24 protein-coding genes are annotated in these 25,980 nt (G+C 48.9%); 12 read left to right on the top strand and 12 right to left on the bottom strand.

Translation table 11 applies throughout. The features are described from left to right. Positions 1–68 precede the first annotated feature (68 nt). The 8 genes from D8682_RS03545 to pspA form a co-directional block, all read right to left on the bottom strand. The gene (locus D8682_RS03545; RefSeq protein ID WP_121813549.1) at positions 69–2,543 is read right to left on the bottom strand and encodes a fimbria/pilus outer membrane usher protein; all 2,475 of its coding nucleotides are present in this window, start codon (positions 2,541–2,543) and stop codon (positions 69–71) included. Between the two features lie 171 nt (positions 2,544–2,714). Then, entirely contained in the window at positions 2,715–3,317 is a 603-nt protein-coding gene (locus D8682_RS03550) for a fimbrial protein (RefSeq protein WP_157092949.1), read from the bottom strand. A gap of 61 nt (positions 3,318–3,378) precedes the next feature. Then, positions 3,379–3,912 carry a fimbrial protein gene (locus tag D8682_RS03555; protein ID WP_064546428.1) on the bottom strand — a complete coding sequence of 178 codons (534 nt, stop codon included), beginning with the start codon at positions 3,910–3,912 and terminating at the stop codon, positions 3,379–3,381. Positions 3,913–4,832: 920 nt separating this feature from the next. Continuing rightward, on the bottom strand, positions 4,833–5,423 hold the full coding sequence (locus D8682_RS03560; protein ID WP_064546426.1) for a tyrosine-type DNA invertase: 591 nt from the start codon (positions 5,421–5,423) through the stop codon (positions 4,833–4,835). A 448-nt stretch (positions 5,424–5,871) separates the two neighbouring features. After that, the gene (pspD, locus tag D8682_RS03565) at positions 5,872–6,102 is read right to left on the bottom strand and encodes a phage shock protein PspD (RefSeq protein WP_121813550.1); all 231 of its coding nucleotides are present in this window, start codon (positions 6,100–6,102) and stop codon (positions 5,872–5,874) included. 74 nt (positions 6,103–6,176) lie between these two features. Then, positions 6,177–6,536 carry an envelope stress response membrane protein PspC gene (pspC, locus tag D8682_RS03570; RefSeq protein ID WP_064546422.1) on the bottom strand — a complete coding sequence of 120 codons (360 nt, stop codon included), beginning with the start codon at positions 6,534–6,536 and terminating at the stop codon, positions 6,177–6,179. Continuing rightward, positions 6,536–6,763, bottom strand: a complete 228-nt coding sequence (pspB, locus tag D8682_RS03575; RefSeq protein WP_064546420.1) for an envelope stress response membrane protein PspB — start codon at positions 6,761–6,763, stop codon at positions 6,536–6,538. Before pspB ends, pspC begins: the two co-directional genes overlap by 1 nt. 61 nt (positions 6,764–6,824) lie before the next feature. After that, positions 6,825–7,496 (bottom strand): phage shock protein PspA, encoded by a 672-nt coding sequence (gene pspA / locus D8682_RS03580; RefSeq protein WP_064546418.1) that lies wholly within the window; start codon positions 7,494–7,496, stop codon positions 6,825–6,827. 173 nt (positions 7,497–7,669) lie between these two features. On the opposite strand from pspA, the gene pspF reads away from it, so the two are divergent. The 6 genes from pspF (at position 7,670) to sapF (ending at position 14,097) form a co-directional block, all read left to right on the top strand. Beyond that, positions 7,670–8,650 (top strand): phage shock protein operon transcriptional activator, encoded by a 981-nt coding sequence (gene pspF, locus D8682_RS03585; RefSeq protein ID WP_121813551.1) that lies wholly within the window; start codon positions 7,670–7,672, stop codon positions 8,648–8,650. A 156-nt stretch (positions 8,651–8,806) separates the two neighbouring features. Then, positions 8,807–10,459, top strand: a complete 1,653-nt coding sequence (gene sapA, locus D8682_RS03590; protein ID WP_064546414.1) for an ABC transporter substrate-binding protein SapA — start codon at positions 8,807–8,809, stop codon at positions 10,457–10,459. Continuing rightward, positions 10,456–11,421, top strand: coding sequence for a putrescine export ABC transporter permease SapB (gene sapB, locus D8682_RS03595; protein ID WP_064546413.1), 966 nt, complete (start codon positions 10,456–10,458; stop codon positions 11,419–11,421). Before sapA ends, sapB begins: the two co-directional genes overlap by 4 nt. Continuing rightward, positions 11,408–12,298, top strand: coding sequence for a putrescine export ABC transporter permease SapC (sapC, locus tag D8682_RS03600; protein ID WP_064546411.1), 891 nt, complete (start codon positions 11,408–11,410; stop codon positions 12,296–12,298). Before sapB ends, sapC begins: the two co-directional genes overlap by 14 nt. Beyond that, positions 12,299–13,291: a putrescine export ABC transporter ATP-binding protein SapD gene (gene sapD, locus D8682_RS03605; RefSeq protein ID WP_064546409.1), complete on the top strand. Its 993-nt coding sequence runs from the start codon at positions 12,299–12,301 to the stop codon at positions 13,289–13,291. It begins immediately after the preceding gene. Continuing rightward, positions 13,291–14,097, top strand: coding sequence for a putrescine export ABC transporter ATP-binding protein SapF (gene sapF / locus D8682_RS03610; RefSeq protein ID WP_064546407.1), 807 nt, complete (start codon positions 13,291–13,293; stop codon positions 14,095–14,097). The genes sapD and sapF overlap by 1 nt, the downstream gene beginning before the upstream one ends. Positions 14,098–14,204: 107 nt before the next feature. Here sapF and D8682_RS03615 read toward each other — a convergent pair whose 3' ends face one another. Both D8682_RS03615 and D8682_RS03620 read right to left on the bottom strand, forming a co-directional pair. Next, a complete protein-coding gene (locus D8682_RS03615; protein ID WP_121813552.1) occupies positions 14,205–15,542 on the bottom strand; it encodes a carbohydrate porin in 1,338 nt (445 codons plus the stop codon). Between the two features lie 510 nt (positions 15,543–16,052). Then, positions 16,053–16,463, bottom strand: coding sequence for an SRPBCC domain-containing protein (locus D8682_RS03620; protein WP_202914369.1), 411 nt, complete (start codon positions 16,461–16,463; stop codon positions 16,053–16,055). Between the two features lie 246 nt (positions 16,464–16,709). Here D8682_RS03620 and fabI point away from each other — a divergent pair, with 246 nt between their 5' ends. From fabI to pdeR, 4 genes are all read left to right on the top strand, one after another. After that, positions 16,710–17,501, top strand: a complete 792-nt coding sequence (fabI, locus tag D8682_RS03625) for an enoyl-ACP reductase FabI (protein WP_064546403.1) — start codon at positions 16,710–16,712, stop codon at positions 17,499–17,501. A gap of 200 nt (positions 17,502–17,701) precedes the next feature. After that, on the top strand, positions 17,702–18,862 hold the full coding sequence (locus tag D8682_RS03630; RefSeq protein ID WP_121813553.1) for a carboxymuconolactone decarboxylase family protein: 1,161 nt from the start codon (positions 17,702–17,704) through the stop codon (positions 18,860–18,862). A gap of 101 nt (positions 18,863–18,963) precedes the next feature. Beyond that, on the top strand, positions 18,964–20,898 hold the full coding sequence (locus D8682_RS03635) for an exoribonuclease II (protein ID WP_121813554.1): 1,935 nt from the start codon (positions 18,964–18,966) through the stop codon (positions 20,896–20,898). A gap of 301 nt (positions 20,899–21,199) precedes the next feature. Then, entirely contained in the window at positions 21,200–23,191 is a 1,992-nt protein-coding gene (gene pdeR / locus D8682_RS03640; RefSeq protein ID WP_064546397.1) for a cyclic di-GMP phosphodiesterase, read from the top strand. A gap of 65 nt (positions 23,192–23,256) precedes the next feature. Here pdeR and D8682_RS03645 read toward each other — a convergent pair whose 3' ends face one another. Beyond that, positions 23,257–23,640, bottom strand: a complete 384-nt coding sequence (locus tag D8682_RS03645) for a carboxymuconolactone decarboxylase family protein (protein ID WP_064546395.1) — start codon at positions 23,638–23,640, stop codon at positions 23,257–23,259. Positions 23,641–23,727: 87 nt separating this feature from the next. Between D8682_RS03645 and D8682_RS03650 the strand changes: the two genes are divergently transcribed. Further along, positions 23,728–24,624, top strand: coding sequence for a LysR family transcriptional regulator (locus D8682_RS03650; protein WP_121813555.1), 897 nt, complete (start codon positions 23,728–23,730; stop codon positions 24,622–24,624). 79 nt (positions 24,625–24,703) lie between these two features. Here D8682_RS03650 and D8682_RS03655 read toward each other — a convergent pair whose 3' ends face one another. After that, positions 24,704–25,573 carry a crotonase/enoyl-CoA hydratase family protein gene (locus D8682_RS03655; RefSeq protein WP_064546391.1) on the bottom strand — a complete coding sequence of 290 codons (870 nt, stop codon included), beginning with the start codon at positions 25,571–25,573 and terminating at the stop codon, positions 24,704–24,706. Between the two features lie 217 nt (positions 25,574–25,790). Here D8682_RS03655 and D8682_RS03660 point away from each other — a divergent pair, with 217 nt between their 5' ends. Continuing rightward, on the top strand, positions 25,791–25,973 hold the full coding sequence (locus D8682_RS03660) for a hypothetical protein (RefSeq protein WP_121813556.1): 183 nt from the start codon (positions 25,791–25,793) through the stop codon (positions 25,971–25,973). The last annotated feature ends 7 nt before the right edge of the window (positions 25,974–25,980 follow it).

Here is a 25,980-nt window from a genome sequence, read left to right on the forward strand (position 1 = left end):
ATCTTCCTTACTGTGTTAATTCGGGTTACCGCCACCGCGGGTAAAGCGGTGTGTTATTGATAGATTTGTCAGGCCTTTTCGTTCTGACATGGCAATAAAAGTTGCTGTTCAGGTGGCACAGTTTCTGGCAATGCAATACTGCACTGCTGCTGACCGTCCCAACCGACTTGCAGTGTTTCGCCTAACGCCACACCGCTGAGCCAAACCAGACCTTCGTCACTGACCATTCCAACTTCGGTCCCTTTGGTATTGGTGACGCTTGCGCCAAATGGCGGCACCGTACCGTCTTTTCTTTTCACCACCGCAAACAGTTTCGCACCCTTCAACACCCCGAATTCCCGGTAACCAATAGCCCCTTCAGTCAGTACGGATTCCACCACGGAGCGAGTTGCTTCCATGTCTTCCGGGAGTTTGTTCAAATCAATGCTGGTGGTATTGCGGTAATAGCTACTCATCCCAGTGACGACCCCGGTTCCCCAACGGTTGGTGGTTACCCTTCCGCCATTAACTGGCACACCGGCAACCCCTTCGGTGTCAACCAACAGACGCGTTCCGCCGTTCGTCCCACCCGCATGCAGAGCGGCACCTTTCGCGGTAAGCGTCGCCCCGCCTGAAAGGTTCAGACCGAGCGAGGTGTAATCGTTGCTCACCCACGCAAGGTTGGTTGAAAGGTTGGCCCGCGTTCCCGTATGGCTGTAGTAGCCATTGAACTGTCCGTCCGTCGATTCGCCGCCCCCGGTGTTCACACCCGCATTAATGCTGTAGTTATCCAGGCCCTTATTGAGCGAGTTGCTGTACCCGGCAGTCTGGCTCACGCGCCCTTCCGTGGTGTTGAGGTTATAACTGGCTGTTCCGCCGCCGCCCGTCGGGATCGAGATGCGGAAATAGAGTGAGTCATTGTCCTCATCGTAATAACGCGATCGGGAGGCCGACAGGCTCATCGATATGCCACGAAAATCGCCGATGTCCATGTAGTGGTTGATACTTAGCGTGTAATAGTTGGACTGTTTAGTGTCATCCCAATAAGTCTGGTGGCTAAGTTGTAACCCCACAGAGGTCCGGCCATTTTCCCCAAGGCTTTTGTTCAGCGTGGCGGTATAGAGTTGCTTTTCACGGCCAGTGAAATCATCACGATATCGGGCATCCAGATATTGCTGCATGCTCATGTAATCGTTTTCGGAGAAACGGTAACCGGCAAAGTTAATGTCTGCGTTAGCCTCATCAAAGCGTTTGGAATAACTCATCCGCCAGGATTTCCCTTTCATGGTGCCGTGCTCGTCATCAAAATTGGCAATCGACTGGGTAAGGTCGGTTGATAGTGTGCCTAAGGCGTTCATATCACGACCCAAACCGATAGCTAAGGCGTTATAATCATTACCACTTATGATGCCGCCACCATATAAAGACCAACTGTTGTTGATACCCCATGAGGCTTCGCCACTGACAAAGAACGGCCCTTCCAAATCATGCCCGTTGGTGCGTGACTTCCCGCTAATCAGTTTGTATCGCACTTGTCCTGGACGGGTCAGATACGGAACGTAGGCGGTATCCACCTGGAAGGTTTTCTTCTGGCCGTTTTGTTCGATGACTTCGACATCCAGTCGCCCACGAATCGAGCTATCCAGATCCTGAATCGTAAATGGCCCAGCAGGTACCGTGGCGTCATATAAAATGCGCCCCTGCTGCGATATGACTACGCGCGCATTGGTTTCTGCCACCCCTGAAACCTGCGGAGCATAGCCACGTAATTTAGGTGGCAACATGCGATCATCACTTTCCAGACTCACGCCGGTGTAGTTCCAGGCGCTGAAAATATCGGAGCTTATGTAATTTTCGCCTAACGTCAGGTTCGCTTGTAGCTTCGGGATGGCGCGATACAGGTACACGCGATTCCAGTCAAACTGATTGTCATCGCTCTCACCATCAACCTGGGTAATGTTTCCCTGGTAGTCCGCGCGAAGACGCCAGGGGCCAAAGTTGGCTCCTGTTGTACCGTTGAAGCTAAAATTTCGCGATTCTTCCCGTTCCTGTGGTTGGGTGACCGTGGCGTTAAGGTTGTAATCCAGCATCAAGCCTGGAATACCATTGTCCCAACGTGAAGGTGGCAACCAGGTTGCATCGGAATATTCAAGCCAGGCTTGTGGCATATTGATGAGTAGCGTTCCATCGGACAGATCTGCCTGTATTTCAACCCCTGGTAGCTGGCTAAAATCCGCGCATTCGGTTTCGCCAAAGGGTATCCAGAGCAACTTACCTTGTGAGGTCTCCGTTAATCCCATTTGTGCCACTATTTCGCGCGTCAGGCAGGCCTGAGGCAAACTTTTCTTATCCCCTTCCTCGACGGTTTTTTTCAGCTCAGCAAACGTCACCGGAAGAGTGGACGAACTCATTGATTGTCCGTTGATGACCACCTGTAATTGATACTGGCCGGGCATGACATAGCCTGCCTGAGAGAAGCGGCTAACATTGATATTCTGACGGTCGGAGGCATCCAGGACGTCCGTGTTAAATTCGACAGCCTCGGCATCGCGAATGGTTAACATCAACAGCACCGGCGCAATCGGGCAACAGGATAAATAGGCTGTGAGTTTTCGATTAGTTAACATGTTGTCATCGCAAATAATCTATTGATGAGCCAAAACCCCGTGAACCTCTTCCTCCTTATTGAGATAAGGAAAATGTATCGGCGAAACGAACTCGGCCACAGAAAGTCATTACTCGTAATCCACCTTCAGACGTACCACTGCGTAGTAATCACCACCCCGCAGGGGCTCGCCATTGCGTATCAACCGCAGAGCGTACTGAAGCCGCTGTTCACTGCCTTTTAATAATTGAGGCGGCATCGCCTTACCGGCAAACGCCCGGTTTCCCTGACTATCGAGGATTTGTAATTCCACGCCTCGAGCTTGCCCCAACACGCCAAATCTATCCGGGGAATGTCCACGCAAGCCGTCAAAGGTGACACGCACTTGGGAGTCCGGCAGTACGGCATCCGGTTTTACATCGTCCTCACTGGTCAGCTCACAATTCTCTAGCCCGAGGTAAAAAATTTTCTCAGGTCCGGGAATACTCGCCTGCATGTCTTTCATGCGCGTGGTTCCCATCTCAATGACTTGCCAAACATCTTCCATACCAAGCGTGCAAGCTGGAGCGATAATCTGACCGCCAAAATTAGCGCTTCCATGCCACCAAACACCTTCTGGCCCCTGGTATTCTGGCGCGTTCTGACTGGATGACTGGGTCGAAGTTGATGTTGCCAATGCCCCTTCCGACAGCACTATCAGCAGTGTCAGCCCGCAGAGATATTCCCTGAGCATTCCGCCTCCTTCGCGTGGCTAACAAAAACGGGACAACCCCGAAGGGCTGCCCCGAAAAATTTTACTGATAAGCGAGGGTAAAGTTGGTCACCGCGGTGAAGTCACCTTCAGCAACGACGCCACCAGTCGCCATTTTTACCCAGCTGGCGTAACGGAGGGTGTTATTGCCATCACCGATAATCTGTGGGTTACCCGGCTGGCCAAATACCACATCGCCACTCGCTGGGGAGTTAATGATGATTGCAGTGCCGGTATTACCGGTTGTGCCCAATTCTGTTGGTGCGGCAGGAATTGCTGCACCGTTGAATGTGACGGTTACGGTTTTGTCGACCAGGCTTGTTGGGTCACAATTTGTCAACAGGATGTCAATATCACGCAGTTCCGAGATGCCGCCGGACGCAAGATGCGTTTTGGAAATCTGACCAAAGTCTATGGTCTGGTCTGCTGATTCAGGCGCAATGCTACAAGCTGCATTGATTACGGACCCGGTGAAGTTCACAACACCTTCGCCACCATTGGCAGCCTGAGCACTGAAAGCCACCAGGGACAAAGCTACTGCACTCGTTAATGTTGTGAAGGTTGTTTTAAAGCTCATTTCTCAATTCCTTGATTAATAATGAATAACATTCGTTATCGCTCACCCGAACACCGGCTCGTTAAAAACGGAACGAGTGAAGTCAACTTGCCGGTGTTCATAGCAAGGCAGAGCGATGTGGATTCTTTTGTTATTTTTTGCCTTCCAGGCAGGGTAATTCTTACCTTCAGGCCGAGTTGGGATTGACAATTAGTTCCAATTTGACAAGTCCAGCCCAAGAGTCCAGAAATGCACGAAAAAGCAGTCAAATAAACTGATTTTAATTTTGTTTGTGATTTTTAATTCTTCACGTGGTGACAAATAAGACACGGAAAATTGAGGGTGAGAAATGCCTGGAGTAATATCATGAAGAGGTCTTGTGACTTATCGTTATAGTCAAAAAATTTCCAATACATTATTATTTAAAAATAAATAAAAACCTCCATTGTTATTTTAATGTAAATGCTAGATTCTAGTTTCGTTATTGAGCGGACTTGTCAAATTGGAACTAATTGTCTACTTTTCAGTTTTCAACCACCAGGTAAATGCACAAGAAACCACCCTCAACCCACCGTATATTATTCACACAGAGAATATCGCGGAAATTAATCACGCCTGAATGAAACCAATAAAACCACATTATTTTATTTGCCCAGCCCAATCACTCAGATAATTTTCTAAGCTTATAATCATGATTAAAATAATTAGCTATAAATTGCACTTTTTAATTGCATGGCTTTTTCTTCAGCCGCACTAATTACCATTATTAAGTAATGTACAAATGGGCCTTTGTTAGAATAGTCACTAAGTATAAATTAAAGTCAGGAGATGTATTTTTCGAAAAAAGAGGTTATTACTGGTTATTTCACACAGGCAAGAATGCGCCAGAAAGCATGGGGCACCGCTCCATTGATAGGCTACTGGCACATGGGTGATATTTATCAGGAAAGAACTAATAGCTTGTTTCTGCGCATATTTTTCTCTTTCCAAATCCCCTCAAAACGCGCCGCATTGCTGGCGGTATAACGTACCGTGTGGCGGATGTTACGATGCCCCAGATAGTCCTGTATTAAGCGTGTATCAATCCCGTTGTCTGCCATGGCGAACCCACAGGCATGGCGCAACATGTGAGGATGTGAACATAACGGCAGTCCTGCTCTTTTCCCCAGCGCATTGATAATGTTGTAACCCTGTTGACGTGAAAGAGGTTTACCATTTCGTGAAATAAACAGTGAATCATCATCCAGCGAGGCCCAGTTCTGGCGGGTGTTAAGCCATAACTCAAGCAGGCTCACCTCACAAGGAATCATAGGATGAATGGTTGAAAAACCATTCTTCAGACGGTGAATATTGAGCGTCCGTGTCGGTAAATCAATATCTGACAGCCGCAGTTTTAACAGTTCGCTGATGCGGAATCCGTGAAGATAACACATGGCTACCATGCAGCGATTACGTTCGGGATTCAAACCTTGTTTGGCCGAATCAAGCAGGCGTTGAACTTCATCGGTAGTAAGATAGTTGCGTTGGGACATAGCATGACCTTATTGTTGACAACCGAATGCTTTATAAAAAACGCGACATATTGACTCGCTTTTATGGTGAGGGATTAGCACAAACGATGGAGCCAATCCTATTATGTCGATACTTCGCTCATTGATTTTAAAATAAAAAAATCCGCAGCTTATTTTGGTAAACTCCAAAAGCTGTGATTATTTTAACAAGCCATTTTATTATAGTTGAAATCTTACAAAACCCGTCTGGCAAAATCCTTTTAGCCCGAGAAATTATCCATAAATCTAGCTATCGATATGTATTAATGAGTTACACAGTATAACCACAGGCTATGGATTATTTCACGCAATATAATCGACAAAGTTTTCCTGTGAACCGTTTCATGACAAAAGTTGTGAGGCTGGGAAATTAAAATGTGACGAGAAAACGCTGCGGGAAGATTAGCTATCTTCCCGCAAGGGTGAGGATTTAAAGCGGGGATGTACCATTAAAGCGAGCCGAAACCTTGCGCAACAGACGAGCAAGCATCGGCTCAAGTGTTAGCACCAGCAGCATTTCCAACGGACGACGTGCTACGGATTTTATCGCCCATCCCGCGACGCCCGCAGGGCCATAACGCAGAGCGGCCAGAAACACGAGTTTACCGATAATTTTCAGGCCTGGTTTTGCCTTATTGGCAGCCGTCTGGAATTTGGACATGTGTCCTCCTGGGGGAAATAGTCAGCCATATGCCCTCACCCCGGCCCTCTCCCACAGGAGAGGGAGAAACCGAGTTAAAGCTGGCGGAAACGGCTACGTAACGTGAAGGTATCAGAGGTTATATAGCGTTCCATGGAACGCAAACGCTGCTCGCCCGCCGCCAGTTGGGCGTCGACTTCGTCGAGCAAATCTCGGTTGGTCGGTTGCGGCTTTTCTTGCGAAGCCCCCGCAGGCATTGGGTCAAGGATAAAGGTCAATGCGATGTAGGCCACCAAAACAAAGAAGAACAGGCCAAATACCATCGCCAAAACAGTAATCAGGCGTACCAGCTTCACTGGCACATCAAGGTATTGTGCGATACCCGCGCACACCCCTTTCACCATCCCTTTTTCTGGGATGCGCCACAGTTTGCGACCGGAAATTGATTTCACCATTATTTATCTCTCCAGTTCGGATGTTCAGCATCAAGGATCTGTTCCAGCGTCTGAATGCGCTCACCCATACGTCGTGCTTCATCAGTCAGTTGCGCCAACCGCTGTTGTTCGCCCTGAGAAAGTTGCCCGCCATTTTCGGCACGGTTGTTGTAGTGCAGCCACAGCCAAATGGGAGCGACGAACAACACAAAAATCGTTAATGGGATGGCAATAAAAAGCGCGCTCATGTGTACTCCTTACAAGTCAGCCTTGACTGTGGCGCCGTTTCCCGACGCCGCAGTCAGTTAATTACCCACGATCCTGGTTGTTCATTTTAGCTTTCAGCGCCGCCAGTTGTTCGCTGATTTCGTCGTCAGCTTTCAGTTCAGCAAACTGTGAGTCGAGGTTTTTCTGTTTGCCAAAGCTGTGGCTTTCCGCTTCTGATTCCATTTGGTCGATTCGGCGCTCAAAGGATTCAAAACGGGCCATTGCTTCGTCGATCTTTCCACTGTCTAACTGGCGACGAACATCACGGGAAGAAGAAGCGGCCTGATGACGCAGTGTGAGTGCCTGCTGGCGCGCGCGGGTTTCGCTGAGTTTGTTCTCAAGCTCACCGATCTCTTTTTTCATACGCGCCAGTGTTTCATCAACATGTACTACTTCATCTTCCAGGGTAGCAATCATGTCGGTCATTTTTTGCTTTTCAATTAATGCCGCACGCGCCAGATCTTCTTTATCTTTACGCAGCGCCAGTTCCGCTTTTTCCTGCCATTCAGCTTGCTGTGCCGTCGCTTGTTCTACACGACGGGAGAGCTGTTTCTTTTCGGCCAGCGCACGCGCAGAAGTGGAACGCACTTCAACCAATGTATCTTCCATTTCCTGAATCATCAGGCGTACTAGCTTCTGCGGATCTTCTGCTTTCTCAAGCAGCGAGTTGATGTTGGCATTCACGATGTCGGCAAAACGAGAAAAAATACCCATAATTCAATCCTCTTTAGTCATTATTTCAGGTGCCTGGCACCCTGCACGAAATGAATATTGCAAGTGATGTGCCAACTTTTTATTTTATTGATTTTAATAGAAATGATTAAATTTGACTCGCTACCCACAACGTATATAGTGGTTAAATTCACTAACTATTGGTTAATTTAATCATGGCAGATAGCAAAGATAACCTGATCGGCGAGGCAAACAGTTTCCTTGAAGTACTGGAGCAAGTCTCCCGTCTGGCTCCGCTGGAAAAACCGGTGTTAGTGATTGGCGAACGCGGCACCGGCAAAGAGCTAATTGCTAACCGTCTACACTTCCTGTCGCGTCGTTGGCAAGGGCCGTTTATTTCACTTAACTGCGCCGCGCTGAATGATAACTTGCTCGACTCTGAGCTTTTTGGACATGAAGCTGGCGCTTTTACCGGCGCGCAAAAACGCCATCCGGGACGTTTTGAACGAGCCGATGGCGGCACGTTGTTTCTGGATGAACTGGCGACCGCGCCGATGATGGTGCAGGAAAAATTGCTGCGCGTAGTGGAGTATGGCGAACTGGAGCGTGTCGGCGGTAGCCAACCGTTGCAAGTCAATGTACGGCTGGTTTGTGCCACTAATGCTGATCTGCCTAAACTTGCCGAAGAGGGTAAATTCCGCGCCGATTTACTTGATCGCCTTGCCTTTGATGTGGTCAAACTGCCCCCGCTGCGCGAGCGCCAGCCCGATATCATGTTAATGGCCGAGCATTTTGCCATTCAAATGTGCCGAGAGTTACAGCTTCCCCTATTCCCGGGGTTTACTGAGCAAGCACAGCAAACGCTGCTTAATTACGGCTGGCCTGGCAATATTCGGGAATTAAAAAATGTGGTAGAGCGTTCGATGTATCGCCACGGTACCAGCGATGAGCCCGTTGATGAAGTGACCCTCGATCCGTTTGCGCGGCAGTCGATTGCTGTGCTGTATCACGATGAAACACTACCCACATTACCGATGGATTTGCGTGGTTGGCAAAATCAGCAGGAAAAGGAGTTACTGGAAAAAAGCTTACAACAGGCGAAATATAACCAGCGCAAGGCCGCCGATTTACTGGGGCTGACTTACCATCAATTACGTGCACTGCTTAAAAAGCACGACGTTGTTCAACCTGAATAAGGAGCAGCTTTGCCATCAAAACGCTGTAAAAAACAACATCGCCCGGCCTTTTTTACCGGCATTGATTATAAAAAAAGCAAAATAGCCTGACATATTTTGGGAAGCCCTCAAGAGTACGATACACTTTGGCTATCACCCGTGAAAACTCAAAAACTTATGCGCGCAATTGTATCTTCCCTGTTACTGGCAGTGAGCTGCCTGAGTGGCGTAGCTTTTGCTGCACCGCCAGCTGAAACACCTGTCCAAAAACCAGCAGATATCCGTAACAGCGGATTTGTTTATTGTGTCAGCGGTCAGGTCAATACCTTTAATCCGCAGATGGCGAGCGGTGGTTTGACTGTCGACACCCTTGCCGCACAGTTATATGATCGATTATTGGATGTCGATCCATATACTTACCGCCTGGTGTCCGAGTTAGCAGAAAGCTGGGAAGTGCTGGATAACGGTGCCACTTACCGCTTCCATTTACGCCCAAACGTGCAGTTCCAGACCACTCCGTGGTTTAAACCCACTCGCGCACTCAATGCCGATGATGTGGTATTCAGTTTCCAGCGTGTTTTTAATCGCGACCACCCATGGCACAACGTCAATGGGGGTAACTACCCTTATTTTGACAGCCTCCAGTTCCCAGACGCGGTAAAAAGCATCCGTAAACTGGATAACAATACCGTTGAGTTCCGCCTTGAGAAACCTGATGCGTCGTTCCTGTGGCACATGGCGACTCATTACGCATCCGTCATGTCTGCGGAATACGCAGCGCAACTGACCAAAGCCGATCGAAAAGAGATGATGGATCGCGAACCTGTTGGCACCGGGCCATTCCAGGTGAGCGAATTTCGTTCCGGACAATATATTCGCCTGGCTCGTCACCCTAAGTTCTGGCGCGGTGTACCATTAATGCCGCAGGTAGTGTTGGACTTGGGTTCTGGGGGCACAGGACGTTTATCTAAACTGATCACCGGGGAATGTGATGTTCTCGCCTATCCTGCCGCCAGTCAGTTGACCATATTGCGTGATGACCCGCGTTTGCGTCTGACTTTACGTCCAGGCATGAACATTGCTTATCTGGCTTTCAATACCAATAAAGCGCCATTGAATAATCCTGAAGTGCGCCATGCGCTGGCGCTGGCGATTAATAACCAGCGTCTGATGCAATCTATTTATTACGGCACTGCTGAAACTGCTGCGTCTATTTTGCCCCGTGCATCATGGGCTTATGACAGCGATTCCAAAATCACCGAATACAATCCCGCCAAAGCTCGTCAGCAGTTAAAAGCTCTGGGGCTTAACAATCTGGAATTGCGCTTGTGGGTGCCAACCAGTTCACAGGCATGGAACCCGAGTCCGTTGAAAACCGCAGAGCTTATTCAGGCAGATATGGCGCAAATTGGCGTGAAAGTCATTATCGTGCCAGTCGAAGGCCGCTTCCAGGAAGCGCGTTTGATGGACATGAACCACGATCTCACGCTGGCAGGTTGGGCGACTGACAGTAACGACCCGGATAGCTTCTTCCGCCCAATGCTAAGTTGCGCGGCGATTCGTTCACAGACCAACTATGCTCGCTGGTGTGATCCTAAATTTGATGAAGTCCTGCAAAAAGCGCTGTCTTCTCAAGAACTGGCGTCACGTATTGAGGCTTATCGTGAAGCGCAGGATATTCTCGCCCAACAGTTGCCGGTATTACCGCTGGCATCATCGCTGCGCCTGCAAGCCTATCGCTACGACATTAAAGGCCTGGTGCTAAGTCCGTTTGGTAACGCATCGTTTGCGGGCGTATCCCGTGAAAATGTTGAGGTGAAAAAACCATGATCATCTATACCCTGCGCCGCCTGCTGCTGCTGCTGGTGACGCTGTTTTTTCTGACACTTATTGGCTTTAGCCTCAACTACTTTACCCCGCACGCACCATTACAAGGCGCGTCGCTGTGGAACGCGTGGGTGTTCTGGTTTGAAAGTATTCTGGACTGGGACTTTGGCGTATCGAGCATTAATGGTCAGTCGATTAACGAACAGTTGAGCCTGGTTTTCCCGGCGACGATGGAGCTCTGTTTGCTCGCTTTCGGCCTGGCTTTGCTCATCGGTATTCCGGTGGGGATGCTGGCTGGCATCATGCACAACAAATGGCAGGACAGGCTGATCAGTGCGCTGGCTCTGGTTGGCTTTTCGATTCCCGTATTCTGGTTTGCACTATTACTGACGATGTTTTTCTCACTGACGTTAGGCTGGCTGCCAGTATCAGGACGTTTCGATTTACTCTATGAAGTGAAGTCTGTCACCGGTTTTGCATTAGTTGACGCCTGGTTGTCGGACTCGCCATATCGCGACGAGATGATTATGAGTGCCATCCGCCATATGATTTTGCCGGTCGTGACGCTTGCAGTCGCCCCCACCACCGAGGTGGTGCGTTTAATGCGCATCAGCACCATTGACGTATTCGACCAAAATTACATTAAAGCGGCCGCCACTCGCGGATTATCGCGCCTGACAATCCTGCATCGACACGTATTACACAATGCGCTGCCACCGGTTATCCCCCGCCTCGGCTTACAATTTTCAACCATGCTAACGCTGGCAATGATCACCGAAGTGGTGTTCAGCTGGCCGGGGCTTGGGCGCTGGCTTATCAACGCCATCCGTCAACAAGACTACACGGCCATCTCTGCTGGCGTGATGGTCATCGGTTCATTGGTTATCATCGTGAATGTTATCTCCGATATTTTGGGTGCTATGGCTAACCCACTGACACATAAGGAATGGTATGCCTTACGATAGCGTCTATCGCGAGAAACGCCCGCCGAGCACACTGCGACTGACCTGGCGAAAATTTTACGGCGACACCACAGCGATGATTGGCCTGTATGGCTGTGGGGCGCTGGTGCTGTTGTGTGTATTCGGTAGCGTTTTTGCACCTTATGGCATCGACCAGCAATTCCTCGGTTATCAGTTGTTACCGCCGTCCTGGTCGCGCTATGGCGACGTGTCGTTCTTCCTGGGAACTGATGACCTTGGGCGCGATGTATTAAGCCGTTTATTAAGCGGTGCCGCGCCGACGGTCGGTGGCGCGTTTGTTGTGACGTTGGCTGCCGCTGTATTCGGCATTGTTTTGGGTGTTTTTGCTGGTTCTACTCATGGGCTGCGCTCTGCGGTGATGAACCACATTCTCGATACATTGCTGTCGATTCCTACCCTATTGCTGGCAATCATTGTGGTGGCGTTTGTCGGCCCACATCTGGTTCACGCCATGTTTGCAGTCTGGCTGGCGCTGCTGCCGCGCATGGTACGTTCAGTCTATAGCGCCGTACATGACGAGCTGGAAAAAGATTACGTGGTTGCCGCTCGTCTGGATGGCGCATCAACGCTTAATATTCTGTGGTTCGCGGTGATGCCTAATACCGCCGCCATTCTGATTACAGAAATCACCCGTGCGTTGTCGATGGCCATTCTGGATATTGCTGCGCTAGGTTTTCTCGATTTGGGTGCACAGCTTCCGTCGCCGGAATGGGGCGCAATGCTGGGTGATGCACTGGAGCTGATTTATGTGGCTCCGTGGACCGTCATGTTGCCCGGAGGGGCTATCATGGTAAGTGTACTTCTGGTCAACCTGCTGGGCGACGGACTACGCCGCGCAATAAATGCGGGGGTGCAATAAATGCCATTACTTGATATCCGAAATCTGACCATCGAGTTTATGACCTCCGAAGGTTGGGTCAAAGCCGTCGACCGCGTCAGTATGACCCTCAACGAAGGGGAAATTCGCGGCCTGGTGGGTGAATCAGGCTCGGGCAAGAGCCTGATTGCAAAAGCCATTTGCGGTGTCACAAAGGACAACTGGCGCGTCACGGCAGACCGTATGCGTTTTGATGATATTGATTTATTACGGCTGAGCGGACGAGAGCGCCGACGTCTGGTTGGCCATAACGTTTCGATGATCTTCCAGGAACCCCAATCTTGCCTTGATCCCTCAGAGCGTGTGGGTCGCCAGCTGATGCAAAATATCCCAGGCTGGACCTTTAAGGGTCGCTGGTGGAAGCGTTTTGGCTGGCGTAAACGTCGCGCCATCGAACTGTTGCATCGCGTCGGGATTAAAGATCACAAAGATGCGATGCGCAGTTATCCCTACGAACTGACGGACGGTGAATGCCAGAAAGTCATGATTGCCATTGCGCTGGCAAACCAGCCGCGTTTGTTGATTGCCGATGAGCCAACAAATGCCATGGAACCCACCACGCAATTGCAGATTTTCAAATTACTGACACGTTTGAATCAGTACAACAACACGACGATTTTGCTGATAAGCCACGACTTGCAGATGTTGAGCCAGTGGGCGGATAAAATTAACGTGATGTACTGTGGGCAAACCGTGGAAAGCGCAACCAGTGAAGAGCTGATTGCCACGCCGCATCACCCTTATACTCAGGCGCTTATCCGGGCGATCCCTGACTTTGGCAGCTCAATGCCGCATAAAAGCCGCCTGAATACCATGCCCGGCGCTATCCCGTTACTGGAACACTTGCCGATGGGCTGCCGGCTCGGGCCACGTTGCCCTTATGCACAACGTGAGTGTATCGAAACGCCACGCCTGACCGGGGCAAAAACACATCTTTATGCCTGCCACTTCCCGCTGAATATGGAGAGTCAGTAATGGTCGAAACGCTGCTCGAAGTCCGCAATTTAAGTAAAACGTTTCGTTACCGAACTGGTCTGTTCCGTCGTCAGCACGTTGACGCGGTAAAACCATTGAGTTTCACTTTGCGTGAAAAGCAAACGCTGGCAATCATTGGCGAAAATGGCTCAGGTAAATCCACGCTGGCAAAAATGCTCGCAGGAATGATTGAGCCAACGACAGGTGAAGTGTTGATTGACGACCATTTGCTGCATTACGGCGACTATACCTACCGTAGCCAGCATATTCGTATGATTTTCCAGGATCCCAGTACTTCGCTGAATCCTCGCCAACGCATTTCGCAGATTCTTGATTTCCCACTGCGCCTGAATACTAACCTTGAGCCGGAAGCGCGCCATAAGCAGATTATCGAGACTCTCAGAATGGTCGGGTTGCTACCCGACCACGCCAGTTATTACCCCCACATGCTCGCCCCAGGGCAAAAGCAGCGTTTGGGTTTGGCCCGCGCATTAATTTTGCGTCCGAAAGTCATTATTGCCGATGAAGCGCTGGCGTCACTTGATATGTCAATGCGTTCGCAGCTCATTAATCTGATGCTGGAATTGCAGGAAAAACAGGGAATTGCCTACATCTACGTGACTCAGCACATTGGCATGATGAAACATATCAGCGACCAGGTGATGGTGTTACACCAGGGTGAAGTTGTGGAACGCGGTAGTACAGCCGATGTTCTCGCCTCCCCGCTCCACGATTTGACTAAGCGCCTGATTGCCAGCCACTTTGGCGAAGCGCTGACGGCCGATGCGTGGCGCAAAGATCGGTAAAGTTATCCCAAACCAGGCTATTAATTGAAGTGTATTTATGAGCGTATGACGCGATATTGTGGGCAACTGCAGAATTTTCTACGTTGCCCACGGTTCAAATATTCTTGTTACCAGAATACATTAGCTTGCAGACCAACCGCCCATGTGTCGCTGGAATGGCCGTTTTCAAAGGCGTTTCCAGTATCATCCCAGTTATCGGTGCTGCTATCAAAATAACTGGCGAACAGACGTAGTTCAGGCTTGTCTCGACCGAAGGATAACGCCTGAGCGACAGTGTACTTCGAACCACTACGTTCATAGTTTGTGCCATCCACCGTTTTCTCATCATCGAAGTAACCTAGCTCAACATAGGTGCGGGTATAGTCCGACCAGTGATAGGTAACTTTGGCACTGGCGGAAACTGTTGTACCATCCCCTTTTTTGCCATCCCACCGCTCAATATCGTTGGCTGCTGCATAATTGATGGCATGACTCAGATCCCAGTCTTCAGCCAGTGGAATTACGCCATAGTTACGCATTGCCCATCCGTTACCACTTTTCACTGTGCCGTTCAATGTATCAGCGGCGCCGAAGGTGACCCCTTGCAGAGCTGAACCATCCGCATAATATTGCACCACGGTATTGTTGATACCCTTCTCAAAGACCTGCTGCTGCAACATGACCATAGCGGTCTGACCATCTGAATAATCATGGTTGTTATGCTGAATTTGCTCATCACTGGCATCAGCATTGAGGTACTTATAGCCCACAACCAGGCTAGCGCCACGCCACAATGGCTGACTGTCATACATCAACTCCAGTTGGTTGGAATCGACTAAATCATCAATATCTACACTGTCGAGATCGCCATCAGCTCCCATTGAATTATCTTCTTCAATATCACGATGCAGCGCGGCTATTGACAATTTTCCTTGCCCTACCGACATTTTTTCAATACCGCCGCCAACGTTTGTCTTATTCCAGAAGAAATAATCGTTAGCATCAATGCTGTATTTATTGTACTGGCGAATACCGACCCATGTTGTTTCATCAAACCCCATGAAGTTACGGAACTGCATATTCAGATTCTCCCAGCCAAATGGGTTATCCCCATTATTACTGTTAGAGTCGCCATCATACATATTAATCATGGTCTGTATGTAAACAGATTGGCTACCTGCATTATATAACTCTTTACCAAAGCCAATTTCGGCATAGGTATCAAATTCGTTACCAAGACGACCTAGTTTATTTTTCTGGAAACTACCACCGACAGCTTCGTTCATCGAACCACTTTCTCCACCGGCAATCCCTGAGCGAAAATAGCCAAAGAAATCAATACCTGAAAGTGGATCTGTGAAAGCTACGCTTTTAGATGCAGGCTCCGCAGCCTCACTTGCAAATACAACTGAGGGGAGTACTGAAAGTCCTACGGACACAGCAAGGGGTAAGAGTTTTATCTTCATTATATTTCTTCCTGAATTAAAATAATCAATGCAAAGTTAGAGCGACTCCAGAATAACAACAGGCATGGGAAATACATTACACAAGCCACAGAACGAGTGCCTGTTATTAAAGTTAGTAATATCAAATTATTTTTACACTATATCCCTCAGCAGGATAAATAAGCCACAACAAAACTATTGAGATTTATTCAAAAATAAATTTCACTAGTTATAATAGTTTTGTGAGCAGCGTAACGAAAATAAGCTTTTATTAGATGCAGGTCTCATAAAACGAATGGGGGGAATACTGTCTATTTAGACAGCCAGGACAAATTTATTAAATCTGCGAATGTGAAGTATTTTAATCGTCGTGTACTTAAAATATATAAATCCATTTGCATCACTGCATTATAATTAGCGGGTTAACTTATTTTTGCAAAATGATTGAACACGGCTCAATTGATGTACTCCTATCCACCCTACAACCGCATTGTGCAAGGCGGATAAGTGAAGATGTCAGCCTTTTAAACGTTATGTTTTTGCTTCCACATAACGTGCAAAATTATCCAGAATAGCCTGCCAGCCGCTCTTTTGATGCTCGACGGGATATTGCCCATCAGGATCGAATTCCAGACGAACGTCGACACCCTTATCTACTGGAGTAAACACCACCTTCGCTTCACGATCGCCAAACTTATATTCTATTAATTTATGCGGCACGATGCGGGTGTAGACACCTGCAAAATCAAATCCCATGCTGCCGTCTTTGGCTTCCATCCGAAATGAGAATGGCCCGCCTTCCCGAAAATCTACCGCTGCAGTCGGCGTATGCCAGTCCGGTGATGCCGTATTCCACTGTTTGATGGCTTCCGGGTCGATATAAGCCTGCCAAACCTTCTCAACAGGTGCATCTACCTGCGTTTCGACATTTATCTTCATCATTACGCTCTCAGTTAGTGACCAGTGAACAAAAAATATCCTCTAAAGCGTAGTACGTGAATCATGGTCTGGCTGTTCCGACCTCTGGTGACGTGATAGCCAGTCAGCCTGGGCGGTAAAAATAAGGTGACACAACTGCAGTGGAGTGGGATATAATTTCACTTTCGTGTTGAAAAATTGTGACTAACTAATCGTAATTTGATGATTTTAAAGTCATAAAATTAGCAGAAACTATAAGGATTCAAAGCTATGGGTTTTCTTACCGGTAAGCGCATTCTGATCACTGGCGTCGCCAGTAAACTCTCCATTGCCTACGGTATCGCACAGGCGATGCACCGCGAAGGTGCTGAACTGGCTTTCACTTACCAGAATGAAAAACTGAAAGGCCGTGTTGAAGGCTTTGCAGCCGATCTGGGTTCAAGCCTGGTCCTGCCGTGTGACGTGGCTGAAGATGCAAGCATCGATGCAATGTTTGCCGAGCTGGCTAAAACCTGGCCGAAGTTTGACGGTTTCGTTCACTCTATCGGTTTCGCACCAGGCGACCAGTTAGATGGCGACTACGTGAATGCAGTTACCCGTGAAGGCTTCAAAATCGCTCATGACATCAGCTCTTACAGCTTTGTCGCAATGGCAAAAGTATGTCGCGAAATGCTCAATCCAGGTTCTGCTCTGCTGACTCTGTCTTACCTGGGTGCTGAGCGTGCAATCCCTAACTACAACGTTATGGGTCTGGCTAAAGCATCTCTGGAAGCAAACGTGCGCTACATGGCAAACGCGATGGGTCCAGAAGGTGTACGTGTTAACGCCATTTCTGCAGGTCCAATCCGTACTCTGGCAGCATCTGGTATTAAAGATTTCCGTAAAATGCTGTCACATTGCGAAGCGGTTACTCCGATTCGTCGTACTGTGACCATTGAAGATGTGGGTAACTCCGCAGCGTTCCTGTGTTCAGACTTGTCTGCCGGTGTTTCCGGTGAAGTTCTGCACGTTGACGGCGGTTTCAGCATCGCTGCCATGAACGAACTGGAACTGAAAGACTAATTCGGTTCATATGGGGTGGGCTGCCGCCTGCCCCATAAACTCCCTCGCCTCGCCCCCACTTTACTTCCATATACCTTTCCGATATTTATTATCACCGATCATTCTTTTGTCGCCTCACGTGGTTAAGCCAGGATAAAGCAGCAAATCAGGCCTTCAGGTGTTTCACCCGGGCTTGTAAACTCTTTGACCAAGGAACGACCATGGAACAACGCCGAATCTCTGGCAAAGGCCACTGGTATCATGAAACACAGTCCAGCCGCAGCGACGCCGCCGTATTACCGTTAGTTCCCGAGGCCGCTTACCTCGAAAACCGTTTTTTACTCGATCTAGAATTGAGTACCGAGCAACATGCATCCGAAGCAGCCTGGCTTTCTGTCGCCCTCAAGGGCGCGACATGTTTACTGCCTGAAAACAGCCCTGTCACCCGTTTACACACGCTCAGTTGTTATGACAGGTTGAGCACCGCGCTGACTGTCGCGCAAGTGTATGGCGTACAACGGCTGTGCAATCATTACGCCGCACGCCTTGCACCACAACCCGGGCCAGACTCCTCCCGCGAGAGCAATCGCCGCTTGACACAAATTACTCAGTACGCCCGCCAGTTGGCCAGCCAGCCCACCTTGATTGATGATAATTCTCGCCAGCAACTCGATGAAGTCGCTCTATCAGTAAATGACATAGTGACATTTAACCAATTGATTGGGTTTACCGGTTTTCAGGCTCGTGTGATTGCCGTCTTTCAGGCGCTTCAGGGTCTACCTGTGCGTTGGCTTCCTGGGCTTGATACCCAACAAGATGCCAGCGCGAATTTGTTCCTTGATGGCGATAAATCCTGGCAACCTGATTTACCCCCTGTCGAGCAACGTTACGCGAACACGCAACAGCTCGATGTTTTGAACCTGAGCCAGTCACAAAGCGTTTTAAACCCGATTGGCTGGCTGCTGGCGCACGATGCTGAACCGCTTTCTGTGCTGAGTCAGCTTATCAGGCTGTTACTCCCGCCCGATGGCGAAATCGGTGACGATCTCGTGCTGGTGAACCTGCTGACGGCGCGCATTAATGGAAGCGTCAGTTGCTTTAGTCATGCGACTGCTCATTGGCATGCAGAAAATGGTTTACCCGAAGCGATACGCAATGGAGAACGGGCGCTACAGGCCTGGAGCCACAATCATCCTCGGGAGCGCGCGATCATACAGGCTGTTCGCGTATTAACTCGAGCACCAGGCAGCTTCAGTGCCGCCCAGCTTCAACCCTTATTTGAACAAGGTTTTAGCAACGATGATGCGTTGCGATTACTGGTGATTTCAGGGCTGTATGGCTGGTTGAATCGACTGAAAATTGGGTTGGGAAATGCCAGCTAGACATTGTATATCCCACGTTTTTACGGCAATCATCGCTTGCCGCAATGAGTGGTTTCGCGTAAAACTGTCAGCCGCTCTTTTGGCCACGAAAACTAAAATACATGTTCCAGGATAACCCGCTGCTCGCGCAGCTTAAACAGCAACTGCATTCCCAAACTCCACGCGTTGAAGGCGTGGTTAAAGGCACGGAAAAAGGCTTTGGCTTCCTCGAAGTGGATTCCCAGAAAAGTTACTTTATTCCGCCTCCGCAGATGAAAAAAGTGATGCACGGTGACCGCGTGAGCGCGGTGATTCATACCGACAAGGACCGCGAAACCGCTGAGCCAGAAGAGCTTATCGAACCGTTCCTCAGCCGGTTTGTTGGCCGTGTACAACGTAAAGACGACCGCCTGTCTATCGTGCCGGATCATCCGTTATTACGTGACGCGATTCAGTGTCGTGCGGATCGTAACGTGACGCATGATTTCCAGAATGGCGACTGGGCCGTGGCTGAAATGAAGCGCCACCCGCTGAAAGGCGATCGCGCTTTTTACGCTGAATTAACGCAGTTCATTACCTTCGGCGACGATCATCTTGCCCCGTGGTGGGTGACACTGTCGCGCCACAATCTGGAACGCGAAGCACCTAACGGTGTGTCGACTGAAATGTTAGATGAAGGCCTGGTGCGTGAAGATTTAACCGCCCTTGATTTCGTCACCATTGATAGCGCCAGCACGGAAGATATGGATGATGCGCTGTACGTTGAAGAACTGGCCGACGGCAAATTGCAACTGACGGTTGCCATTGCTGACCCTACCGCCTGGATTGCTGAAGGCAGCAAGCTTGACGGCATCGCCAAAGTTCGCGCATTCACCAACTACCTGCCGGGCTTTAACATCCCGATGCTGCCACGTGAATTATCTGATGACCTGTGTTCATTACGTGCCAACGTCACGCGCCCGGTTGTCGCTTGCCGCATGGTTATCGCGCAAGACGGCAGTATCGATGAAGGCATTAATTTCTTCGTCGCCACCATCGAATCTAAAGCCAAACTGGCCTATGAAGATGTATCCGACTGGCTGGAAGAAAAAGGCGACTGGCAGCCGCCAGGTGACGCCATTGCCAAACAAATCCGTTTGCTGGAACGCGTTTGTCTGAGCCGCGCTGAATGGCGTCGTACGCATGCACTGGTGTTCAAAGATCGCCCTGATTACCGCTTTGTATTAGGTGAAAAAGGCGAAGTATTGGATATCGTCGCTGAGTCGCGTCGTATTGCGAACCGCATCGTTGAAGAAGCCATGATTGCCGCCAACGTCTGTGCAGCCATTGTATTGCGTGAAAAGCTCGGTTTTGGCGTTTATAACGTCCATACCGGTTTTGACCCAGCTAACATTGATCAGCTCGCAAACATGTTGCAAGGCCACGGTCTGGAAGTTGACGCCCAGGAAGTGCTGACGTTGAACGGCTTCTGTAAACTGCGCCGTGAGCTTGATGCACAACCAACCAGTTTCCTTGATAGCCGTATTCGTCGTTACCAGTCATTTGCTGAAATCAGCACTGAACCTGGTCCGCATTACGGTCTTGGCCTCGAAGCTTACGCCACCTGGACTTCACCGATTCGTAAATACGGCGATATGATCAACCATCGTCTGTTAAAGGCGATCATCAAAGGTGAAACCGCAACGCGTCCGCAAGATGAGATCACGGTACAGATGGCGGAGCGCCGTCGCCTGAACCGTATGGCAGAACGCGATGTCGGCGACTGGTTATATGCGCGCTTCCTGCAAGATAAAGCGGGAACCGACACACGCTTTGCAGCTGAAATCATTGATGTCAGCCGTGGCGGGATGCGTGTACGCCTGATTGAAAACGGCGCGGTAGCCTTCATCCCTGCGCCATTCATTCACTCTGTTCGTGATGAAATGGTGTGCAGCCAGGAGCTTGGTACAGTGCAAATTAAAGGTGAAGTCGCCTTTAAAGTGACTGACGTTATCGATGTAACTATCGCCGAAGTGCGTATGGAAACGCGTAGCGTGATTGCCCGTCCAGCAATTTAAACGCAAGTTTAAAAATCTTCCTAAAAAGCTGAACATTGTGTTCAGCTTTTTTATTGGAACTTTTCCACCGACAACTGGATTTCGGGAAATAGTAACAATGGGGAAATGATTAGAGTTGTAACACTTTTTTTACTTGCGTTGTCTCCCGAAAAACTGCCAATCTAGCGCCGAAGATTCAGATTTCTCACATCTTCTGCAAAAACAATGTCTTTTACAGACAGTTGTCGCTTTGAGATCGGTTTTATATTGCTAATATAAATATCAGACTGACACGATATGTCGGCCCGGTTCAGGAGAGAGCATGAAAGACGATTTGGAGCAGAATCTGCTCTACCGTTATTTAGGGACAACCAGCCCATATTGGCGTTTGCCAACCGATAGCAATGCGCTGCAATTAGCAGCCAGCGAAGATTCAGATGTGAGTCAGGTCATCGCTTTGGATCCCGAACAGGCAGAGCAAATCCGCCAAATGACGGTGATTACCTCAAGCGTAACCATGTCAATTTCTTTGTTTGGCAGCGAAGTTTCTGTCCATCTGGTAGGACGAAAAGTATCAAAAAAGGAGTGGGCCGGTACGGCCTCAGCATGGAATGATACCCCTTCTGTTGCGCGTGATTTAGTACAAGGCCTCTCTTTTGCAGAACAGGTGGTTTCTGAGGCAAACTCGGTGATCGTCATTCTCGACCGATTAGGGAATATTCAGCGCTTCAATCGCCTGAGTGAAGAATATACCGGTCTTAAAGAACAAGATGTCATTGGGCAAAACGTCTTTAAATTATTCATGAGCCGTAGTGAAGCCGCCGCATCCAAACGCAATATTAGCGGTTTCTTTCTCAACGGAAACTCTTACGAAGTCGAACGCTGGATAAAAACCCGCAAAGGACAGCGGCTATTTTTGTTTCGCAATAAATTCGTCCACAGTGGCAGTGGCAAGAACGAAATCTATCTGATTTGTTCTGGTACCGACATTACCGAAGAACGCCGCGCACAAGAACGCCTGCGAGTGCTGGCAAATACCGATACGATTACCGGCCTTCCCAATCGCAATGCCATTAATGACCTCATCACTGCCGCTATCGATAATCGCGGTGAAACTCAGGCTGGCATCGTTTATCTGGACCTCGATAACTTTAAAAAAGTGAACGATGCTTATGGCCATATGTTTGGCGATCAGCTTTTGCAGGCGGTGTCGTTAGCGATTTTGAGTTGTCTTGATGATGGGCAAATTCTGGCCCGCCTTGGGGGTGATGAGTTTATTGTTCTGGCTACTGACACTTCGCAAGCCACTCTGGAAGCGATGTCGTCGCGAATTTTAACCCGCCTGAAGCAACCTTTCCGTATCGGGTTAATTGAAGTTTACACCGGTTGTTCGTTAGGTATTTCGCTGGCTCCCCAGCATGGTGAAGACCGGGAAAGCGTTATTCGCAACGCAGATACCGCGATGTATACCGCAAAAGAGAGCGGGCGCGGCAAGTTCTGTGTCTTCTCACCGGAAATGAATCAGCGGGTCTTTGAATACTTGTGGCTCGATACCAACTTACGTAAAGCGCTGGAAAACGATCAGCTGGTTATTCACTACCAGCCGAAAATGACCTGGCGCGGCGAAGTCAGAAGCCTGGAGGCGTTGGTTCGCTGGCAATCGCCAGAGCGTGGTTTGATTCCACCACTGGACTTCATTTCCTATGCAGAAGAGTCCGGTTTGATTGTTCCGCTTGGCCGCTGGGTAATGTTGAGCGTGGTTCAACAGGTGGCGAAATGGCGTGATAAAGGTATCAACTTACGCGTCGCGGTGAACGTGTCTGCACGCCAGTTAGCAGACCAAACAATCTTTAGCGATTTGAAGCAAGCACTCAAAGATCTCAACTTTGAGTACTGCCCTATCGATGTCGAACTCACAGAAAGCTGCTTGATTGAAAACGAAGAGTTAGCCCTTTCGGTGATTCAGCAGTTCAGTCGTCTTGGTGCCCAGGTGCATTTGGATGACTTTGGAACGGGTTATTCCTCGCTTTCTCAACTCGCTCGTTTCCCGATTGATGCCATTAAACTCGACCAAAGTTTCGTGCGCGATATTCATAAGCAATCTGTTTCCCAGTCGCTAGTGCGTGCCATCGTTGCAGTGGCGCAGGCTTTGAATTTGCAGGTGATTGCTGAAGGGGTGGAAAACCAAAAAGAAGATGCCTTTCTGACTAAGAATGGTGTCAACGAACGGCAAGGTTATCTGTTTGCGAAACCCATGCCCGCAGCCGTATTCGAACGTTGGTTAAAACGTTATCAAGCCAGAACTGCACGTTAACTGATTTATCAAACAGATAAGTGCCATATCATCCACCTGATATGGCACTTAATAGTGCAGCATAGTTAGTTTTGGTTAGCCCTTTGAGCAAAAACCTCTTTTGCGGCAAACAGCCCGTTAAGTGCGCATGGGAAACCGGCATACACCGCCATTTGCATCATCACTTCAACAATTTCTTGCTCTGAATTGCCAACATTTAATGCCCCTTGAATATGCACTTTGAGCTGTGGTGTCGCATTGCCAAGCGCTGTCAGTGCTGCAACCACCGCAATCTCTCTGGATTTCAAATCGAGACCTGGGCGTGAGTAAATATCACCGAAGGGGAACTCAATCAGCAGTTTTGCGAAATCTGGTGCAATGTCGCTCAAGCTGTTAATGACATTTTCACCTGCATTTCCATCAACTTCTTTTAATTTTGCAAGACCACGTAAGTAGCGTTCGTTTTCCATTTTTTAATCCTTTCAGTTATGGGATGAACGCACTCTAAATTTTCCGCTGCACAGTATCCAATACCCTTTTTGTGATACCTTTTCGGTATGAATGATGCAATCGATCTGCGACAACTTCGTTATTTTCTGGCAGTGAGTGAAGAACTCAATTTCAGCCGCGCTGCGTTACGCCTGCATATTTCTCAACCGCCATTAAGCCGACAGATCCGCCAACTGGAAGAGCAGCTTGGCGTACAATTATTTCTACGCAGTAAAACTGGGGTGACACTTACCGAGGCGGGTGCAGCATTTTTGCCGGAAGTAAAACTGACTTTGTTGCAGGCTGAAAAAGCGATTGCGGTTGCCCGTGCGTCGAAAGGTCAGGATGGTGGAAGGTTTGTTATCGGCTACACCACAGTGTTCGAACGCAGCATTATCCCTAATGTAACAAATGAATTGACCCAACGTTTTCCAGACTGGCAAATCCTCTCAAAGGGAAACTATTCCGTTAATCTGATTCGTGAAGTGCAAAATGGCACGATGGATGCCGCGTTCGTTGGTTTGCACTCCGATACCCAAGATCTGGCTGTCGAAAAAATCATAAATGACCCGTTAGTCGTGGCTATACCCCAGCATCATCGACTTGCAGCGAAACGTAGCTTAAGTTTCGACGACCTTCGTGGCGAAGCGATATTCTGGTTCGAAAGGCGTATGAATCCTGGTTTTTATGATCATTGTCAGGCATTTTTCCAGCGCATCAATTTCAAACTTAATGTGATCCCTGAGCCAGCAGATCATCACATCATGCTGGGGCTAATTGCCGAGGGAAACGGGATCGCGCTAGTTCCTGCATCATTGCAATGTATCAAGCGGCAAGGCGTGGTTTTTCGTAAGTTGAGGGAAGAATCTCATCACCTGACGATGGGCATCGCTGTCGTCTGGTCCAGGGAAAATCAGTCGCCTGTTCTGAAAACGTTTCTTGAACAGGTTCATTGTTCCCCCTGAACCGCGCAGCAAAAAGAAGACGCCATTCTGAAGAACAGCGCCAACCAACGGCAGAGCCGTATTACAACACTCTTAAACCTTAACTCGCTTTACGCAATACCGTTGCAGTATGGCGGTTTTGCAACTGCACCAGTCTTTCCATATAAGCAATATCCTTAGCTTCGAGGCAGAATGCGGCATCCACCCAGTCTTCAGTGATATCCATTAATTCCGAACGAGGTAACTGGAGGACACGTTGACGGGCACGCAACATTGCCCGAACACCATTTAGCTTAGGCTGCAAGGTATCGATAAAGGTTCGCGTCGCAAGGTAACCCTGGCCCGGTTCAAATAATTCATCCACCAGGCCAAATTGCTGATGCCACTCAGCGGTATGTGACTCCCCTTTATAAATCAGCTCCTCAGCCAGTTTCATACCAGAGCGACGGGCAACCAGCGAATACGCTCCCATTCCAGGGAACAGGTTAAAGGCGATTTCCGGGAACCCCATGCGCGCATCCCGTTGTGCCAGGACAAAATGGTGCGCAAGTGCGGCTTCAAACCCACCTCCTAATGCACTCCCTTCGACCATTGCAAGGCTAATTGCTCCACTATCAAAACCGCGGGAAGCCGCATGGACGCAGTCCACACAAGCGCGAGCATAAGCACGAAGTGCTTCACGACGGCCTTGCTGAATTGATTCAACAAAGAAGCCCAAATCGCCCCCCGTGTTATACATGCCTTGCACCAATGAGCCGGTCACCCAAAAATCAACGACAAAACCCTCCTGCTGCACCAGATACCGCAGGTTCATGATTTCTTCGATTAATTTATGGTTGAAACAAGGGCGAGGTTGAGCTCGTAACATCATCCATACAGTGCGTCGTTCTACTTCATAATAGCCAGACAATTGAGTGAATCGAGTAGTGTCCGTGAACAATTTGCAAGTTGGCTGGTTAATGACTGTCATTATCTTATCCTCATGTTATGAAAGCGCGTTACACGCAGGATCAGACTAATCCACTACTGCATTGGTATGAATGTATTGGAGTATTTAATAATTATTACTTATGTATTATTCGATAATTGATTGATGGATAAGAGTAAAAAAGCGCCTTAGCACCTTCTCTTTTGAGGGCTTTTTTTGCATTATGACGGTAACTTTTTCCCGAAAAACAGGATGCACTATGCCGAAAGTGGACCCTCTGCAACTCGCAAAGCGTATTGATACTGTGCTGGATATTTTAGTGGGAGGCGATCATACGTCAGCCATTAATAACCTGGAGATTTTGAAAGCTGAATTGCTACTCGTCGCAAATGGTGATGAACAAAAAGAAAGCGACTTAAAAAAGTCGCCCTGGGAGATTTGATCTGCTG

It is taken from the genome of Buttiauxella sp. 3AFRM03, assembly GCF_003675305.1.
Lineage (GTDB): Bacteria > Pseudomonadota > Gammaproteobacteria > Enterobacterales > Enterobacteriaceae > Buttiauxella > Buttiauxella ferragutiae.

Excerpts from the sequence above, each read along its gene's own strand:
- pspF (WP_121813551.1), top strand. The coding sequence starts at position 7,670 with ATGGCAGATAGCAAAGATAACCTGATCGGCGAGGCAAACAGTTTCCTT.
- D8682_RS03660 (WP_121813556.1), top strand. The coding sequence starts at position 25,791 with ATGCCGAAAGTGGACCCTCTGCAACTCGCAAAGCGTATTGATACTGTG.
- D8682_RS03630 (WP_121813553.1), top strand. The coding sequence starts at position 17,702 with ATGGAACAACGCCGAATCTCTGGCAAAGGCCACTGGTATCATGAAACA.
- D8682_RS03650 (WP_121813555.1), top strand. The coding sequence starts at position 23,728 with ATGAATGATGCAATCGATCTGCGACAACTTCGTTATTTTCTGGCAGTG.
- D8682_RS03655 (WP_064546391.1), bottom strand. The coding sequence starts at position 25,573 with ATGACAGTCATTAACCAGCCAACTTGCAAATTGTTCACGGACACTACT.
- pspC (WP_064546422.1), bottom strand. The coding sequence starts at position 6,536 with ATGGTGAAATCAATTTCCGGTCGCAAACTGTGGCGCATCCCAGAAAAA.
- pspB (WP_064546420.1), bottom strand. The coding sequence starts at position 6,763 with ATGAGCGCGCTTTTTATTGCCATCCCATTAACGATTTTTGTGTTGTTC.
- sapD (WP_064546409.1), top strand. The coding sequence starts at position 12,299 with ATGCCATTACTTGATATCCGAAATCTGACCATCGAGTTTATGACCTCC.
- D8682_RS03635 (WP_121813554.1), top strand. The coding sequence starts at position 18,964 with ATGTTCCAGGATAACCCGCTGCTCGCGCAGCTTAAACAGCAACTGCAT.
- pdeR (WP_064546397.1), top strand. The coding sequence starts at position 21,200 with ATGAAAGACGATTTGGAGCAGAATCTGCTCTACCGTTATTTAGGGACA.
- sapF (WP_064546407.1), top strand. The coding sequence starts at position 13,291 with ATGGTCGAAACGCTGCTCGAAGTCCGCAATTTAAGTAAAACGTTTCGT.
- D8682_RS03645 (WP_064546395.1), bottom strand. The coding sequence starts at position 23,640 with ATGGAAAACGAACGCTACTTACGTGGTCTTGCAAAATTAAAAGAAGTT.
- D8682_RS03620 (WP_202914369.1), bottom strand. The coding sequence starts at position 16,463 with ATGATGAAGATAAATGTCGAAACGCAGGTAGATGCACCTGTTGAGAAG.
- D8682_RS03555 (WP_064546428.1), bottom strand. The coding sequence starts at position 3,912 with ATGAGCTTTAAAACAACCTTCACAACATTAACGAGTGCAGTAGCTTTG.
- D8682_RS03615 (WP_121813552.1), bottom strand. The coding sequence starts at position 15,542 with ATGAAGATAAAACTCTTACCCCTTGCTGTGTCCGTAGGACTTTCAGTA.
- D8682_RS03560 (WP_064546426.1), bottom strand. The coding sequence starts at position 5,423 with ATGTCCCAACGCAACTATCTTACTACCGATGAAGTTCAACGCCTGCTT.
- D8682_RS03550 (WP_157092949.1), bottom strand. The coding sequence starts at position 3,317 with ATGCTCAGGGAATATCTCTGCGGGCTGACACTGCTGATAGTGCTGTCG.
- pspA (WP_064546418.1), bottom strand. The coding sequence starts at position 7,496 with ATGGGTATTTTTTCTCGTTTTGCCGACATCGTGAATGCCAACATCAAC.
- sapB (WP_064546413.1), top strand. The coding sequence starts at position 10,456 with ATGATCATCTATACCCTGCGCCGCCTGCTGCTGCTGCTGGTGACGCTG.
- fabI (WP_064546403.1), top strand. The coding sequence starts at position 16,710 with ATGGGTTTTCTTACCGGTAAGCGCATTCTGATCACTGGCGTCGCCAGT.
- pspD (WP_121813550.1), bottom strand. The coding sequence starts at position 6,102 with ATGTCCAAATTCCAGACGGCTGCCAATAAGGCAAAACCAGGCCTGAAA.
- sapA (WP_064546414.1), top strand. The coding sequence starts at position 8,807 with ATGCGCGCAATTGTATCTTCCCTGTTACTGGCAGTGAGCTGCCTGAGT.
- D8682_RS03545 (WP_121813549.1), bottom strand. The coding sequence starts at position 2,543 with ATGTTAACCATTCGCGATGCCGAGGCTGTCGAATTTAACACGGACGTC.
- sapC (WP_064546411.1), top strand. The coding sequence starts at position 11,408 with ATGCCTTACGATAGCGTCTATCGCGAGAAACGCCCGCCGAGCACACTG.